12 protein-coding genes and 2 tRNA genes are annotated in these 15968 nt (G+C 67.0%); 2 read left to right on the top strand and 12 right to left on the bottom strand.

Annotated features, from left to right (window positions below; genetic code table 11):
- Nucleotides 1–68: 68 nt before the first annotated feature.
- The 10 genes from pgaD to ACZK2R_RS15305 form a co-directional block, all read right to left on the bottom strand.
- Nucleotides 69–539: a poly-beta-1,6-N-acetyl-D-glucosamine biosynthesis protein PgaD gene (pgaD, locus tag ACZK2R_RS15350; RefSeq protein ID WP_125894458.1), complete on the bottom strand. Its 471-nt coding sequence runs from the start codon at nt 537–539 to the stop codon at nt 69–71.
- Nucleotides 536–1792, bottom strand: coding sequence for a poly-beta-1,6-N-acetyl-D-glucosamine synthase (pgaC, locus tag ACZK2R_RS15345; RefSeq protein ID WP_010486660.1), 1257 nt, complete (start codon nt 1790–1792; stop codon nt 536–538). The genes pgaD and pgaC overlap by 4 nt, the downstream gene beginning before the upstream one ends.
- A 1-nt stretch (nt 1793) precedes the next feature.
- The gene (pgaB, locus tag ACZK2R_RS15340; RefSeq protein WP_032129408.1) at nt 1794–3680 is read right to left on the bottom strand and encodes a poly-beta-1,6-N-acetyl-D-glucosamine N-deacetylase PgaB; all 1887 of its coding nucleotides are present in this window, start codon (nt 3678–3680) and stop codon (nt 1794–1796) included.
- A gap of 1 nt (nt 3681) precedes the next feature.
- Nucleotides 3682–5709 carry a poly-beta-1,6 N-acetyl-D-glucosamine export porin PgaA gene (gene pgaA, locus ACZK2R_RS15335; protein ID WP_125894456.1) on the bottom strand — a complete coding sequence of 676 codons (2028 nt, stop codon included), beginning with the start codon at nt 5707–5709 and terminating at the stop codon, nt 3682–3684.
- Between the two features lie 343 nt (nt 5710–6052).
- The gene (locus tag ACZK2R_RS15330) at nt 6053–7258 is read right to left on the bottom strand and encodes a CynX/NimT family MFS transporter (RefSeq protein ID WP_032129410.1); all 1206 of its coding nucleotides are present in this window, start codon (nt 7256–7258) and stop codon (nt 6053–6055) included.
- Between the two features lie 219 nt (nt 7259–7477).
- Nucleotides 7478–7554: transfer RNA gene (locus ACZK2R_RS15325), tRNA-Pro, on the bottom strand.
- A 140-nt stretch (nt 7555–7694) separates the two neighbouring features.
- Nucleotides 7695–7771: transfer RNA gene (locus ACZK2R_RS15320), tRNA-Pro, on the bottom strand.
- A gap of 56 nt (nt 7772–7827) precedes the next feature.
- The gene (gene cydX, locus ACZK2R_RS15315) at nt 7828–7941 is read right to left on the bottom strand and encodes a cytochrome bd-I oxidase subunit CydX (RefSeq protein ID WP_125894454.1); all 114 of its coding nucleotides are present in this window, start codon (nt 7939–7941) and stop codon (nt 7828–7830) included.
- A gap of 54 nt (nt 7942–7995) precedes the next feature.
- Nucleotides 7996–9150 carry a cytochrome d ubiquinol oxidase subunit II gene (cydB, locus tag ACZK2R_RS15310; RefSeq protein ID WP_125894452.1) on the bottom strand — a complete coding sequence of 385 codons (1155 nt, stop codon included), beginning with the start codon at nt 9148–9150 and terminating at the stop codon, nt 7996–7998.
- Between the two features lie 15 nt (nt 9151–9165).
- Nucleotides 9166–10749 (bottom strand): cytochrome ubiquinol oxidase subunit I, encoded by a 1584-nt coding sequence (locus tag ACZK2R_RS15305; protein ID WP_032129413.1) that lies wholly within the window; start codon nt 10747–10749, stop codon nt 9166–9168.
- Nucleotides 10750–10977: 228 nt separating this feature from the next.
- Between ACZK2R_RS15305 and cydD the strand changes: the two genes are divergently transcribed.
- Together cydD and cydC are read left to right on the top strand one after the other, a co-directional pair.
- Nucleotides 10978–12723 carry a thiol reductant ABC exporter subunit CydD gene (gene cydD / locus ACZK2R_RS15300; protein WP_125894450.1) on the top strand — a complete coding sequence of 582 codons (1746 nt, stop codon included), beginning with the start codon at nt 10978–10980 and terminating at the stop codon, nt 12721–12723.
- The gene (cydC, locus tag ACZK2R_RS15295; protein ID WP_125894448.1) at nt 12720–14393 is read left to right on the top strand and encodes a thiol reductant ABC exporter subunit CydC; all 1674 of its coding nucleotides are present in this window, start codon (nt 12720–12722) and stop codon (nt 14391–14393) included. Before cydD ends, cydC begins: the two co-directional genes overlap by 4 nt.
- 91 nt (nt 14394–14484) lie before the next feature.
- Here cydC and ACZK2R_RS15290 read toward each other — a convergent pair whose 3' ends face one another.
- Nucleotides 14485–14829, bottom strand: coding sequence for a DUF1294 domain-containing protein (locus tag ACZK2R_RS15290; protein ID WP_049401133.1), 345 nt, complete (start codon nt 14827–14829; stop codon nt 14485–14487).
- Entirely contained in the window at nt 14830–15942 is a 1113-nt protein-coding gene (metX, locus tag ACZK2R_RS15285) for a homoserine O-acetyltransferase MetX (protein ID WP_125894446.1), read from the bottom strand. It lies immediately after the preceding gene.
- Nucleotides 15943–15968 lie beyond the last annotated feature (26 nt).

Raw genomic sequence — 15968 nt, 5'->3', positions numbered from 1 at the left:
GAACGCCGACCAAGGTCGGCATCTACCAAAGCAAGTGCCGACCAGGGTCGGCACCCAGGGCAATCGAGTTACACCACCTCGCGGCGGATGCCGATCGGCCGCGCGTGGTCGTCCATGTGCAGCGTGGCGGCCTTGCAGCCCAGCAGGCGTTCGGCCAGGCCGGTGCTGGCCCCCAGGTCGGCGGCCACTTCGTTGAGGCTGGCCAGCGGCCGTGGCAGGCGCCGCTCGTGGCCACGGAAGCGCGCGCGGTTGTACTCGGCCCAGCCGATCAGCAGTACGCTGGCGCACAGCAGCATCAGCGGCAACGCCACCAGCACATAGGGGTCGAACTGGCTTTGCCGTTCGTACAGCTGCTGCCAGGCCAGCTGGCCGCCGACCAGCCACGACACCAGGGTGACCAGTGGGGCCCACAGGTAGAAGTAGAACCCCCAGAACGCGAGGGTGACGAAGCCCCAGGCGGTGCGCTGGAAGCGTGGTTGGCGATGCGGCTTGCGGATCATCCGCGAGTCGAAGCGGTTGGACGGGCGTTGTGCGTTCATCGGATCCCCCGATCGGGACTGGTCCAGGTGGCGCGCTTGCTGCGACGGCGCAGCAGGGTTTTCGGCAACGCCACCAGGGTGGTGGAAAGGCTGATCAACCAGTACGCCATCGGGTACCAGATGACCCAGAAGTAGTTGCGTCCAATCTGTGTTTCGTAACGACGGTCGATGATCAGGCTGCTGGCGAACTGCAGCAGGCAGACCAGGGCCAGGATCACGCCATGCCACTCCGGCAGCAGGCTGGCGATATGCAGTTGCGGGGGCAGTTCGATGAACTTGCCCAGCGCCCACAGCACCACGATGAACAACATGGTGTAGGCCCAGATCACGCTGAGCACGTACTCCAGCAGTACGCCCCACATGCGCCGCTCCTTCCAGTGCAGCAGCGAGCGGGCGTGGCGCAGCATCACCTCCACGCCGCCCTGGGCCCAGCGCAGCCGCTGCCGCCACAGTCCCTTCAGGGTTTCCGGCATCAGGATGAAGCATAGTGCGTTGGGTTCGTAGCGGATGTCCCAGTGCGCGCGCTGCAGGCGCCAGCTGATGTCGATGTCTTCGGTCACCATGTCATCGGACCACCAGCCGACCTGGTGCAGGGCGGTGCGGCGGAAGCCGGCGATCACGCCGGAGATGGTGAAGATGCGCCCGTACACCCGCTGCGCGCGCTTGATCATGCCGATGATCGAGGAGAACTCGGCCACCTGCAGGCGTCCGAGCAGGGTGGAGCGGTTGCGGATGCGCGGGTTGCCGGTGACCGCGCCGACCCGGTTGCCGCTGACCAGGTGCCAGATCATCCAGTGCAGCGCGTGTTCTTCCAGCATCGCGTCGCCGTCGATGCACACCAGGTATTCCGAGCGTGCGGCGAGCGCCCCCATGCGCAGCGCATTGGCCTTGCCGAGGTTGCGGTCCAGGTGCAGCACGCGCAGCCGTGGGTGCTTTGCCGCCAGGGCGTCCAGCCGCGCACCCGTGTCGTCGCTGCTGCCGTCGTCGATGGCGATCACCTCATAGTCGGCCGGGTAGCGCTGGGCCAGCGCCGCGCCGAGTGTGTCGTCGAGGTTTGCCGACTCGTTGTGGCAGGGAATCAGCAGGCTCGCGAACGGTGGATCGACCATCAGCGGCGGGTCGTTGCGTGGGCGCGAATGGCGTTCGCGCCGGAAGTAGTAATACAGGCCGCCCGACATCCAGAAGAATGCCATCACCATCGGGTAGTAGAAGGCGAACTGGAACAGGACCTGCAGCAACGGATGCATGTCCATGTCACTTCTCCGGGTACGGGAAGTTGCCGGCGGACATTGCCGCGCGGGCATCGCGGGTGGAGGGCTGGTCGGCGATGAAGTCGTCCGGGTACCAGGCGAAGTGGTGCACGCCCTGCGCCTGCAGCTGGCGGATCTGCGCGCGCAGTCGCTCGGCGGGAATCGGTTGCCCGCTGCGCCAATCGACGGTCTGCAGTTCGAACAGGGTGTGCTGCAGCTGTGGGTCATGTGCACGCACCGCGGCCAGCAGCTGGTCGAGCCAGCGCTCCGGATGCTTGCTGCCTTCCATCCACGGCATCGCCATCAGTGCGGTCTGGTCGTAGGCCTTGTTGAACAGGTCCAGGCGCTGCGCGAACCAGGCTTCGCTCTGCGGGCGCAGCACCGGCTCCGCGTACAGGTTGCGCACCGTGGCCAGCTTCGGCCGCCAGCGCTGCGCGCTGTTGCGCAGCGCCAGGGTGAAGTCGATCAACGCCTGCGTGCGTGCGCTGCCCCCATCGCCGGCCGCCAGCGTGGGCAGCTCGGTATCGCGCAGGTACCCATCGTCATGGAACAGCAGGCCCTCAAAGTAGGAGTTGACCGCCAGATCCTCGTAGAGGTCGAGCATGACCTGGCGCGCCTGGGGATTGGTGAAGTCCAGCCGGTACATGCCATCGGCATCGCCGTTGCGGATCGCCAGCGCCTTGCGCTGCACCGGGTCGGGCAGCTCGAAGCCGAGTACCGGCAGCCATGCGTAGACCTTCACCCCCGCACGCGATTTCAGCTGCCAGGCGACGCGACTGAACAGGTCCGCGCGCATCGGCATGTGGCGGTTGGGGAAGTACAGTGCATCGGCGGTGTTGTTGCCGTCCGGGTCGGCGAACGCCTGCAGGTAGACGTGCGTCGGTGCGATGCGCTTGACCCGCTCGATCAGTGCATCCAGATTGCGCGCCTGCTGTGCGGGCTCGGGGTCGTAGACATCATCCAGGTCGATCTGCAGGGCACGGATGCCATCGAGCGCGACGTCGCGGCGCAGCTCGTAGGCCAGCCCTTCCACGGTCGGGTTGTCGCTGACCAGGAAGCGCGCCAGGCCATGCAGGTCGCTGGCCACCGGCGTGCTGCGGCCCTCCAGATCGAAGGACACCGGCATGCCCAGCTGCTCGGCGATGTCGTTGCTCAACTGGTTGTAGGCCGCGTATGGCCATACGATGGCGCGCGGGCGCACGCCCAGATGCTGCTCGATGCGCTGCACGCTGCGCGAGAGATCGGCGCGCAGGCGTTGCGCGTACTGCGCCTCGCTTTCATAGCTGCGCGTGGCGGGGTTGTAAACGCGGGTCACGACAGCCGGGGTGGAGTTCCCCTGTGGGTTGGCGAGCACCCCGTGGTGCAGGTCGTCGGTATGGCTGGCCACTTCGATCAGGCCGCTGTCGTGCATCTGCTTCAGCTGTGCCCAGGTGATGAAGTCGTCGCGGCCGAACGGCCGGTAGCCATAGTCGATGGTGCGGCCAGGTGCCATGTCCACGTAGTCGGTGATCACCGCCACCAGCGCCGGATAGCGGTAAGCCTGCAGCAACGGGAAGGCCTTGTCGTAGACGCTGCGCAGGCCGTCATCGAAGGTCAGCAGTACCGGTTTCGGTGGCAGCGTGGCGCGTCCCCGGGAGGCGTCGATCACCTGCGACAGCGACACCGGGTGGTAACCGTGTGCCCCCAGCCAGTCCAGATGGGCGGCGAAGTTCTGCGTGCTCACCGCATAGGTATCGGCATCCCCCTTGGCTGCGACCTGATCGCGGATGTCGTGGTAGCTGAGGATCAGCAGGCCGTTGTCGATCGCATCGAGATGCAGGGCCTGCTGCGCGAAGGCCGGCGGCGCAGCCGACAGCAGCAGGAGCACGATCAGGCGCAGGATGCGGGTCATGTCAGTCTCCCCAGCGCAGTGCGGCTTCGAAGCCGATATGGCGTTCGCGATGGCCGTCGTAGACCGGCCGCGACCAGCGCACGCCATACTCGAACACGCGGCCCTGGCCCAGCTGCCACTCGTGCATGTATGACACCGACGGCACCAGTGCACTGCCGAAGCCGTCCTGCCAGTAATCGCCCAGCGAGACGGTCAGCCGGTGGCGGAAGTGGCGTTCGTAGTGGCGCCACAGCTGCTGGTCGATGCGCAGGCCGATCTCGACCATGCGATCACGCTTCGGGTTGAAGTAGGGAGCATCATCGCGGCTGCCGCGACTGGTGTATGCACTGCCCAGGCCATCGATCAGCCACCGTGGGCGTGTCAGCAGCCGCTGCTCGACGCTGGTGCTGAACAGTTCGCGATGGTTGCCATCGTCGTAGCGGAAGCGGCTGGCGCCGAACATCCAGTGCGTGCGTTCGCTGCGCCGGTAGTCGACCTGCGCGCTGACGCTGTCGGCAGTGATGCCGGCCACGCGCGCCTGCATTGATGCATCCGGATCATTGCGTGCGGCGGTCAGTCCGGCATACCAGTGGTCGTTGAACTGCCAGCCCGCGCCGACGCGCAGGCCGGTATCACCGATGTGGTCGTTGGCGCGCAGCACTGCAGCTTCCGCATCCAGACGGCCGAATCGGTAGCGTACGCCCGCGCCCAGCCACAGCGGGTCGATGCGCTGGTCCTGGAAATCGACCGAGCGCCGGTCGGCGAAGGCGAACAGCCGCCAGCGATCGTCGAGTACGGGTGTCTGGACTTCCATGCCATAGCGGCGGTCGTCGTTGCCCAGTGGCGAGGTGCCACCACCGCCGGAACTGCGTCCGATGTCGGTCCATGCCTTCAGCTGCCAACCGCGGTGCGCGCGCCAGGCCTGGTCCATGCGTTCGACGGCGGGCTGGGTGGGGTAGCGCGCGACCAGATCGTCGTGCAGCGGTCGCGCCAGGTCATCGCGCTGCAGGGCGACGTAGGCTTCCTGCATGCCCAGCCGTGGCTCGATGTCGCGCGGGTCCAGCGCATGCGCCATCTGTTGCCGTTGCAGCGCCCTGCGTGGCCAGCCGCGCATCATGTACACGCTGCCCAGCGCGCTCTGCAGGCCGCCGTTGCCCGGTGCGATGTCGACCATCGATTCCAGATCGCGCTGCGCGGTGGGCAGGTCACCGCTGTAGGCGCGCACCATCGCCAGGTTGAGGTCGGCTTCGTAGCGCGACCAGTTTGGATACGGCGACTTGCCGTTGCTCCAGCGCCAGGCAGGTTCCTTGTCGCGCCACGCCTGCAGCAGGTCGACGGCCTTTTCCTGCTGCTCGCTTTCCAGGTAGGCGTAAGCCAGTTCCGAATGCGAGGCGTCGCGCGTCGGATCACCTGCGACGGCCGCCTGCAGCACCGGAATGGCTTCTTCCGGATGCAGCGTGCCCATCAGCGAATCGCCGACCGCAGGCAGAACATAGTCGGGCAGGGCATGGCCTTCAGCCTGCAGTGCGCGGGCTTCTTCTCGCACCTGCGCATGGCGGCCCAGCCGGTTGAGCAGGATCAGCCGGTCCATGCGGATGCGCAATGGCGCCTGCACAGGTGGGGTGCCTTCGCTGCCCAGATAGCGCTGCATGCGCGCCAGGGTCGATTCGGCTTCTTCCAGCCGGCTGTCTTCGCTGCTGCTGTAGGCCAGGCTCCAGACCACCAGCTTGGCCAGGTAGTCGCCTTCGATGCGTTGCTTCTGAGCAGCGTCGAACAGTTGCGGGCGCTGCTGGTACAGCTCCCAGGCGCGCCAGGCATTGCCGATGTCGCCCAGGGTCAGGACGCGCAGCTTGAACAGCAGGTCGTCGTTGGGCTGCTGCTGGCTGGCGCGCTCGATCGCGCCGAGCGCATCCAGCCAACGGGCCTGGTCGCGGTAGCGGCCGATCTCGGCCAGGGCCGCCTCGCGGTCAGGCGGGGCAGCGCTGCTGGCCCAGGCCAGGGCGGTACAGGCAAGGCCGACGCAGAGCGCCAGCCGGCGGTGGACAACCATTGGGGACCCCCTTGGCTTCCGAACCAGACAACCTGAAAAATGTGACGCACATCACATGCCAGATTTTGGGATGGCCGTGGCCTGCGTCACTCCCCTCGCGAACTCCCATCCAGCAGGGATGGGCGAAACCAGGACAGCGACCTGCAATGTCTTGTCTGAAACGAGAGTCCCCCGCACACCGAGTGGTGGCCTGGGCGGCGCTGCCGCCCCCATGCCCGATGCCGGCACGCGGCAAGGATGGGCATTCGTGGGCACTATCCGCCCGGAATTGTCAGCCCGGCGTCAAAATGCGCAGACGGGCTGACGAGCGGTAGGTGGGGCCGGTTGCGAGGCCCCACGTGGCTTACCAGAGGTCTTCCAGCTTGCGCGGCTTGCAGGCCACCCAGGAGGCGCACAGCATCAGGGTGGCGCAGCCGAACAGGAAGCTGAATGGGATCGTCCAGCCGTCGCTGACGGTGTGCAGCCAGCCGACCAGGAACGGCCCCAGGCAGCTGAAGCTGTAGCCCACGCCCTGCATGAACCCGGACAGCGCGGCCGAGCCGGTGGGGGTGCGGGTGCGCAGGTTGATCAAGGTCAGCGCCAGCGGGAAGGTGGACGGACCGACGCCGAGCAGGCAGGCCCACAGCAGCGGCGCTTTCATCGGGGCCACAAGCAGGCCGGTGAAGGCGATCACGAACGAGAAGAAACCGATCAGCACCAGCGGGAACGGGTTCTGCAGGCGCACCGCCATCGACGGAATGACCAGCGACGGCAGCAGGCCCAGTGCCGAGAACACGGCGACCATCACGCCGCCGAACGCGGGCGTGCCACCGGCCTCGACCACGATGCGCGGCAGCCAGGTGAACATCGAATAGGTCATCAGCGAGGTCATGCCGAACATCAGCGTCATGCTCCAGCCCAGCGACGTGCGCCAGACCTTGCCGTGCGGCTGTGCGGTGGGATCGGTGGCGTCGGCCTGCGGCTTCGGTGCGCGCCTGGCCAGCAGCAGCCACGGCAGGGCGGCGGCCAGCGCCAGCAGCGCCCACATGCCCAGCGATACGCGCCAGCCCGCAGCATTCGCCACCGGCACTGCCAGCAGCGCCGGCAGCATCGTGCCCAGCTGCAGCACGCTGATGTACAGCGTGCTCATGGTGCCAACCTTGTTGGCGAAATAGCGCTTCACCAGCGGCGGCACCACCACGTTGCCGATGCCCATGCCGGCCAGTGCAACCACCGAACCGAGCAGCAGCGTGCCGACGTTGCCGGCGCTGGAACGCAGCAGCAGGCCGGCCATCGCCATCACCATCGCCAGCAGCGTGGTGCGTTCCAGGCCCAGGCGCCGCGCCAATGCCGGCGTGGCCACGCCGAACAGCGCGAACGAGGCGGTCGGCAGCATGCCCAGCACGCCGGTCATGGTGGTGCCGAAGCCGAACTGCTGGCCGAGCACGTCCAGCAGCGGGGTGATCGAGGTGACCGCAGTGCGCAGGTTGACCGCTGCCAGCAGGATCGCGGCAAACGCGAGGACACGACCGTGCAGCAGCGACGGCGAATCGGAAGGGGAGGAACTCATCGGTGGTCCTTGCAGGTGTCGCACGCCGCAGCAACGGCATGCAGCGCCGGCATCGGTCTACGCCGAAGCGGCAGGTGGGGGGGGCTGCAGGAGGGCCGGCAGCGCGGCCATTGTACGTGCGCTGCGCGGCAAGGTCCCGTCACGCGGGCGGCCTGGCGCTTGATACAAAAAAACCCGGAGGACAGTGATGTCTTCCAGGCTTCTTGGTGACCACCGAAGTGGTCGGGGAGACAGGATTCGAACCTGCGACCTCTACGTCCCGAACGTAGCGCTCTACCAGACTGAGCTACACCCCGAAGGGAGCCGCCTATTCTAGCGATTCACCCCGATGGCGGCAAGGGGTGAATGCTGTTTTCTTCACACTGCCGAAGCAGTGCCACTTCAGGGAACAAAAAAGCCTGGACGACTTCACCAGGCTTCAATGCGACCACTTGAGTGGTCGGGGAGACAGGATTCGAACCTGCGACCTCTACGTCCCGAACGTAGCGCTCTACCAGACTGAGCTACACCCCGAAGGAGCCGCCTAAGATACCGTGTGAAGGCCCTGTCGGCAACCCTTTTTTACAGTTTCAATGCGCGTCGTTGTCGGTGCGGGCGCTTTCGCGCGCTTCGAACCACATCCCGTTGAGGATGGCCACGACCGAGGCCAGTCCGGCACCGAGAATCCAGGCGAAATACCACATGGTCAATCTCCTATGTTCAAGGGATGTGCCGACCGTGGGCCGGCACACCGGCAATCAGTAAGCGTTGGGGTTGTCGCCCATTTCCTCGACCGTCGTCTTGCCCTTCAGTACGCGGTACACCCAGGTGGTGTAAGCGATGATGATCGGCAGGAAGATGGCCGTGGCCAGCAGCATGACCCACAGCGTCAGATGGCTGGACGAGCTGTCCCAGACAGTCAGGCTGGAGGTGGGCTGGCTGGAGGACGGCAGCAGGAACGGGAAGATCGCAAAGCCGACGGTCAGGATGATGCCGGCGATCGAGGCGCCCGAGGCGATGAAGGCCAGGCCACCACGACGTGCGCGCAGCAGTACCGCGCTGGCCAGTGCGCCCAGCAGGCCCAGCACCGGGAACACCAGCGTCGCCGGCATGGAGCTGTAGTTGCGCAGCCAGCCACCGGCGACCGTGCCCAGTTCGGCGGTCTTCAGCAGCGGATTGGTCGGGCCATCGGTGACCACCTGCGAGGTGATCTGGTAACCCGGCAGGCCGAAGGCCACCCAGGCACCGGCCACGGCGAACAGCACAAAGCTGACGATGGCGGCGACGCTGCCATAACGTGCGGCACGTTCGGCCACCGGGCCGTCGGTCTTGATCACCAGCATGGCTGCACCATGCGAAACCAGCATGGCCACGCTGATCAGGCCGGCGATGAGCGCGAACGGGGTGAGCAGGCCGAAGAACGAACCGGTGTAGGTCACGCGCAGGGTGTCATCGAAGTGGAACGGCACACCCAGCAGCACGTTGCCCACGGCGACGCCGGCAATCAGGCCCGGCAGCAGGCCGCCGATGAACAGCACGCGGTCCCAGTTGTCGCGCCAGCGCTTGGACGGCAGCTTGCTGCGGTACTTGAAGCCGACCGGGCGCAGGATCAGCCCGAACAGCATCGCAAACACCGCCAGGTAGAAGCCGGAGAAGCTGACCGCATACAGTGGCGGCCATGCGGCGAAGATCGCGCCACCACCCAGCACCAGCCAGACCTGGTTGCCTTCCCACACCGGGCCGACGGTGTTGATCACCAGCCGGCGTTCTTCATCGGTCTTGGCCACGAACGGCAGCAGCGTGCCGACACCAAGATCGAAACCATCCATCACGGCCCAGCCGATCAGCAGGATGCCGAGCAGCAGCCACCAGATCACGCGGAGCGTGGTGTAATCAAGTGCAATGAATTCCATCTGGATTCTCCTGCCTCAGGCCTGGCCGGGGGCGACTGCATTGGGGGAAGCGGGGCGGATATCGGCCTGCAGCGAGGGCAGGATGTCGTCCGGACCCTTGCGGACCGCCTTCAGCATCAGCTTGATCTCGATGATCAGCAGCACCGTGTACAAGCTGGTGAACACCGCCAGCGTGGTCAGGATTTCATGCAGTGCCAGGCCCGATGCCGCGTAGAAGGTGGGCAGCACACCATCCACCGCCCACGGCTGGCGGCCGTACTCGGCGACGAACCAACCGCACTCGATCGCGATCCACGGTGCCGGCAGCGACCACACGGCCAGCTTCAGGAACCAGCGCTTGTCCTGGAAGTTGTTGCGGCACGAGAAGTAGAACGCCAGTGCGAAGAAGGCGATCAGGTAGAAGCCCAGGCCCGCCATGATGCGGAAGGTCCAGAACAGCGGGGCCACGCGCGGGACGGTATCCATCGCGGCCTTGGAGATTTCCTCCGGCGTCGCGTTGAGGATGTCTTCGCGGTAGCGCTTCAGCAGCAGGCCGTGGCCGAGATCCTGCCAGTGGCGATCGAACATCTCGCGTGCTTCGAGGTCGTTCCGGTTCTTCTTCACGCGTTCCAGTGCGCCATAGGCGATCTGGCCGCCGCGGATGCGGTGCTCGGCACGCTCCACCAGTTCCAGGATGCCCGGGATCGGCTGGTCCAGCGAACGGGTGGCGATCAGGCCCATCAGGTACGGGATCTTCACCGCGTAGTCGTTCTGGTGGGTGTCCTGGTTGGGAATGCCGAAGGCGGTGAAGTCGGCCGGTGCACGCTCGGTTTCCCACATTGCTTCGATCGCGGCCAGCTTCATCTTCTGGTGTTCGCTGGCGGCGTAACCACTCTCGTCACCCAGCACCACCACCGACAGCGAGGACAGCAGGCCGAAGGCTGCGGCCACCGCGAACGAACGGCGGGCCATGTCCCGATGCTTGTTGCGCAGCAGGTACAGGGCGCTGATCGACATCACGAAGATCGCACCGGTCACGTAGCCGGCACTGACGGTGTGCACGAACTTGGCCTGGGCCACCGGGTTCAGCAGAACCGCAGCGAAGTCGACCACTTCCATGCGCATCGTTTCCGGGTTGAACACCGCACCGGTCGGGTTCTGCATCCAGCCGTTGGCGATCAGGATCCACACCGCCGACAGGTTGGTGCCCAGCGCCATCAGCCAAGTCACAGTGAGGTGCTTGACCGGGCTCAGGCGCTTCCAGCCGAAGAAGAACAGGCCGATGAAGGTCGCTTCCAGGAAGAACGCCATCAGGCCTTCGATGGCCAGCGGCGCACCGAAGATGTCGCCCACGTAGTGGCTGTAGTACGACCAGTTCATGCCGAACTGGAACTCCATCACCAGGCCGGTGGCCACGCCGATGGCGAAGTTGATGCCGAACAGGGTGCCCCAGAACAGGGTCATCTGCCGCCAGACCTGCTTGCGGGTCATCACGTACACGCTCTCCATGATGGCCACCATGAAGGACAGGCCAAGCGTGAGCGGGACGAATAGGAAGTGGTACATCGCGGTCAGAGCGAATTGCAGCCGCGACAGTTCTACGACTGTCTGATCAATCATGGCCTGGCTACCTCGTTGGATAGTGCCGTTGCAGGTGGCGGGAAGGGTGGTCTACGGGGTGAATGATGTGACCGACTACTTCAAACAGCCTTGATCCAGATCAATGTATGAATGGGTATTCAGGAGGATCGTATGCCAACCCGATGAAGACTGCGACCGCCGGCCGCAGGGGGAGGCTGTTGCCTGCGCCTACAATGCCGTGTCTCCCCTGTTACCCGTGAAGACCCCTTGAGCGCTGCCGAAACGACCCCTGACGGCCTTTCCCCGGAAGCCGAAACGACCCGCCAGCGGCGTGCCCGCACCGCCTGGCTGGCCGATCTTGCGCGCTCCGCTCGAGGTCGCCAGCGGCTGGCGGCGCTGTGCATCAGCCTGTCCGGCGCGCTGCTGATCGGCCAGGCCGCTGCCATCGCCTGGCTGGTGCAGCAGGTGCTGGTGGAACGCGCACCGCTGGCGTCGGGCCTGCCGGTGCTCGCTGGGCTGGCGGTGATCCTGGTGCTGCGCACGCTGCTGGGCAGCGCCACCCAGGCGGCTGCCGGTGATGTGGCCGATGCCGCGCGGTTGGCGCTGCGCGAGCGTGTGTTCGCGCGCCTGCTTGGGCATGGGCCGCTGTGGCTGCGCCAGCGCCGCACCGGCGAGCTGGGCGAACTGATGCTGCATCACGGTGATGCGATCGAGAGCTATTACAGCGGCTTCCTGCCGGTGCGCACCGAAGTGGTGGTGGTGCCGCTGCTGATCCTGGCCGCAGTGGCCTGGGTGGATTGGGTGGTGGCGCTGATCCTGCTGTTCACCGCACCGCTGGTGCCGTTCTTCATGATGCTGGTGGGCTGGGGCGCTGAAGCCGCCGGCCGTGCGCAGCTGGGCGAGCTTGCGCGGATGAGCGGCCACTTCGCCGACCGCATCAAGGGTCTGGGCCTGCTGCGCCTGTATGGCCGGGGCGAGGCCGAACTGGACGGCATCGCGGCCGCTGCCGAAGGCGTGCGCGTGCGTACGATGAAGGTGCTGCGCATCGCCTTCCTGTCGTCCACGGTGCTGGAATTCTTCGCCTCGGTGAGCGTGGCGATGGTTGCGCTGTACCTGGGCCTGAGCTATCTGGGCCTGATGACGCTGCATGCAGCAGTGCCGACGCTGGGCGCTGGGCTGTTCTGCCTGCTGCTGGCGCCGGAGTTCTACGCGCCGCTGCGGCGGCTGGCCGCGCACTACCACGACCGCGCCAACGCGCTGGCCGCTGCCGCCGAAGTAGAGCGCCTGCTGCAGTCGCTGCCCGGGGAGCAGGGCTTGATCGAAAGCGAGGTTGCACCGTTGGCGGTGGAACCGGCCGAGGCTGCCTTGCCGCCGCTGCAGGCGCAGGGTCTGGTGCTGCGCCCGCTGGGTGCGCCGCATGATGTGCTGCAGGATCTGGACGTGCTGCTGGAACCGGGCCAGCGCCTGGCCCTGGTCGGCCCCAGCGGATCCGGCAAGAGCACGTTGCTGGAAGCGCTGGCGGGGTGGTTGCCGCCGCGTGCCGGCAAGCTGCAGCTGCGGCCCGGCGTGCAGGTGGCGTACGCCAGCCAGCGGCCGTACCTGTTCCACGGCAGCATCGCCGACAACCTGCGGCTGGCTGATCCCGGTGCCAGCGATGCGCGCCTGCGCGCGGTCGCCGAGGCCTCGCAGGTACTGCAGTTCGCGCAACGCCTGCCGCAGGGGCTGGATACCGTGATCGGCGAGCGTGGTTTCGGCCTGTCCGGTGGTGAAGCACGCCGCATCGGTCTGGCCCGCCTGCTGCTGCGCGACCCGCAGGTGCTGCTGCTGGACGAACCCACTGCGTTCCTCGATGCCGATACCGAAGCCGCGCTGTTGCGCAGCCTGGCCGCCTATGCACGTGGACGCAGCGTGGTGGTCGCCACCCACAGCCCTGCGGTGATCGCGTGGGCTGACCGTTGCCTGCTGTTGCCGGAAGGCCGCCTGGTCGAGCCGGCACAGGCGGTGCGCGCATGAGCCGTTCGCCTGATTCGCTGCGCGCGGTGTTCCTGCGCCATCGCCCGCGCCTGCTGCTGACCGTGCTGCTGCTGTGGATCACGATGCTGGCCGGCACCGCCCTGCTGGGCCTGTCCGGTGGCTTCCTGACCGCCGCTGCGCTGGCCGGTGCGGCCGGGCTGGCGCAGGGCTTCAACTTCTTTTCGCCGTCGGCCGGCATCCGCGGCCTGACCATGGCGCGCATCGTGTCGCGCTACTTCGAGAAGCTGGTCGGCCACGATGCCACGCTGCGCATCGCCCGCGATCTGCGCGTGTGGTTCTTCCGCCGCGCGCTGCCACTGGCACCGGCGCGGCTGGGGGCCACGCGTACCGGCGAACTGCTGGCACGCCTGCTGGGTGACATCAATGAGGTGGATGGCCTGCTGGTGCGTGCGATCGGGCCGCTGGTGGCGCTGGGTGCGCTGTCACTGATGGCGATCGCCTCGGCCGCGGTGATCCTGCCGTCTGCGGCGGTACTGCTGGCGGTGCTGGCGTTGCTGATCGCCTTCGGTGTGCCGTGGCTGGGCGTGCGTGGTCGCGACGATGAGGAGGCCGACCGTGCCGCGCATCGTGCTGCCCTGCGTACCGCAGCCTTCGAAGGACTGGAGGGCGCGGGTGATCTGGCCGCGTTGCATGCCGATGCAGCGTGGCAGTTGAAGGTGCGCGTGGCGGCCAAGCAGCTGGCTTCGCGGGATCGTCGTCGGCGCTGGCGCCTGATCGCGGCCTCGACCCTGCATGGCCTGGTCGCCGGGCTGGGCCTGGTGGCGATGCTGGCGTTGGCCCTGCATGCGGCCGAACAGCAGCGCATCGCGCCGGAAATGGCGGCGGGTCTGGTGTTCCTCACCGTGGCACTGATCGAACTGTGGGCCGGCATGGGCCTGGCCTGGCAGTCGCTGCAGTCCGGGCGCATCGCCGCCGATCGCCTGCAGGCCATCGTCGAGCAACCGCCGACGGTGGAGGACCCGCAGGCGCCGCAGGCGGTGCCGCAGGCCGCGCGCGTGCATTGGGATGACGTGCACTTCCAGTGGCCCGGTGCGGCGCGGCCGGTGTTGTCCGGCCTGCAGCTGACCCTGGCGCCGGGCGAGCGGATCGCGATTCGCGGCGACAGCGGCAGTGGCAAGACCACCCTGTCGAGCCTGCTGCTGCGGCTATGGGATCCGCAACAAGGACGGTTGACCTACGGGGGCCGCGACCTGCGTGATTTCGCCCAGGCCGACTGGCACCGGCAACTGGCGTGGCTGCCGCAGAACGCGCCGGTGTTTGCCGGCAGCGTGGCCGAGAACCTGCGATTGGGTGATCCCGATGCCAGTGACGCAGCGTTGTGGGCGGTACTGCGTCGCGTGCGTCTGGGCGAGTGGGCCGAGCGCAACGGTGGCCTGCAGACCTGGGTGGGCGAGAACGGCGCGACGATGTCGGCCGGCCAGGCACGACGCCTGGCGCTGGCGCGCGCGCTGCTGCGCAATGCGCCGATCCTGCTGCTGGACGAACCGACCGAAGGCCTGGACGTGGATACCGCACGTGCGTTGCTGCAGGACCTCTCCGGGTTGCTGGACGGGCGCAGCCTGCTGATGATCACCCACGACGACCTGCCCGACGGCGTGGTGGATGCGCAGTACCGGTTGCGTGATGGGGGAGTGGTGCGCGAAGCGTGAATGGTAGTGCCGGCCGCTGGCCGGCAACCTCATGGCGCTTGATACGGATACGGAATTGCCGGCCAGCGGCCGGCACTACCCATTCGAAGGGTTACCGCGAGAACTCGCGCAGCATCACCGCGATCGAGGCCACGTTGGCCAGCACGCACAGCCAGAACACCCACTGGAATCCGGCTTTGCGATGCTTGTGGCGGAACAGCGCCTGGCCCAGCAGCGCGCCCGGCCAACCGCCGGCAAAGGCCAGCAACTGCAGTGTGCGCTCGGGAATCCGCCACTGCTTTCGCTGCGCCGCGCGCTTGTCGTGGCCGTACAGGCCGAACGACACTGCGCTGGCGAGCAGGCACCAACCGCCCAGCCACAGCGGCAGCACGCCGCTGACCGTCAGTGCGATCAACGCACCGAATGCGGCCAGCGCGAGGTTACGCCGCCATGCCACTTACAGCGCGTCGAGGAAGCCGCGCACGGCCGGGCCGAAACGCTCGAAATCGACGAGGAAGGCGTCATGGCCCTGCGGCGACTCCAGACCGATGAAGCGCGCATCGGCACCGCCGGCGCGCAGGCCGTCGGCGACCTGTTGCTGCTGCTGCACCGGGAACAGGATGTCGGTGTTGGCGCCGATCGCCAGCGCCTTCTCCACCCGGATCTTCGCCAGCCCGGCCAGCACGTCGCCGTCGGCATACTCAGCCAGGTCGAACCAGTCCATCGAACGGCTCAGGTACAGATAGCAGTTCGGATCGAAGAAGCGCACGAAGCGCCGTGCATGGCCTTCCAGATAGCTTTCCACCTGGAATTCGAGGCCGAACGGATCGTCGTCGGCCTGGTCCGAATCCAGCCGCACGCGGCCGAAGCGCCCATCCCATTCCAGTGCCGAACGGTAGGTGATCACGCCCAGCTTGCGCGCCATGCGCATGCCGGACTCGGGATACTCGGCATCGTCGTAGTGGCCGCCATTCCAGCGTGGATCAAGGCGGATCGCCTCGCGCTGCAGCGAACGGATCGCGATCGAGAACGGCAGTGCCTGCGCACTGCCGGAAATGTTGACGTGGCTGCGCGCAATGCCCGGGTGCAGCATCAGTACCGCGAGTGCGGTCATGCCGCCCATTGAATTGCCGACCACGCAGGCCAGCTGTTCGATGCCCAGGGCACGCACGACTTCGATGGCGGCGCGTGCGCCGTCTTCGATCGACAGCTCGGGGAAGTCGAGGCGATACGGTTGGCCCGTGGCCGGGTTGAGCGAGGCGGGACCGGTCGAGCCCTTGCAGCTGCCCAGCGAATTCACGCATACCACGAACCAGCGGTCGGTATCGATCGGCTTGCCGGGGCCGACCATGCCTTCCCACCAGCCCACTGCGGGGTTGGCGTCATTGGCAGCGGCGTGTGCATCCGGCGACAGGCCGGTCACGATCAGGATCGCGTTGCTGGCGTCGGCGGCCAGCGTTCCCCAGGTTTCGTAGGCCACGCGTGCGCCATGCAGGGCGCCACCGCGCTTGAACGGGAACGGCGAGGGCAGGGCGTGGAAGCGGGTGCCGGGCGGGATGAATTCGGTCATGCAGCCATTCTAGCGGGGCCGCATGT

This window comes from Stenotrophomonas sp. 96582_Sma (assembly GCF_056480905.1).
The sequence above is the reverse complement of the archived record's forward strand: the minus strand, read 5'-3'. Positions and strand labels throughout refer to the sequence as shown.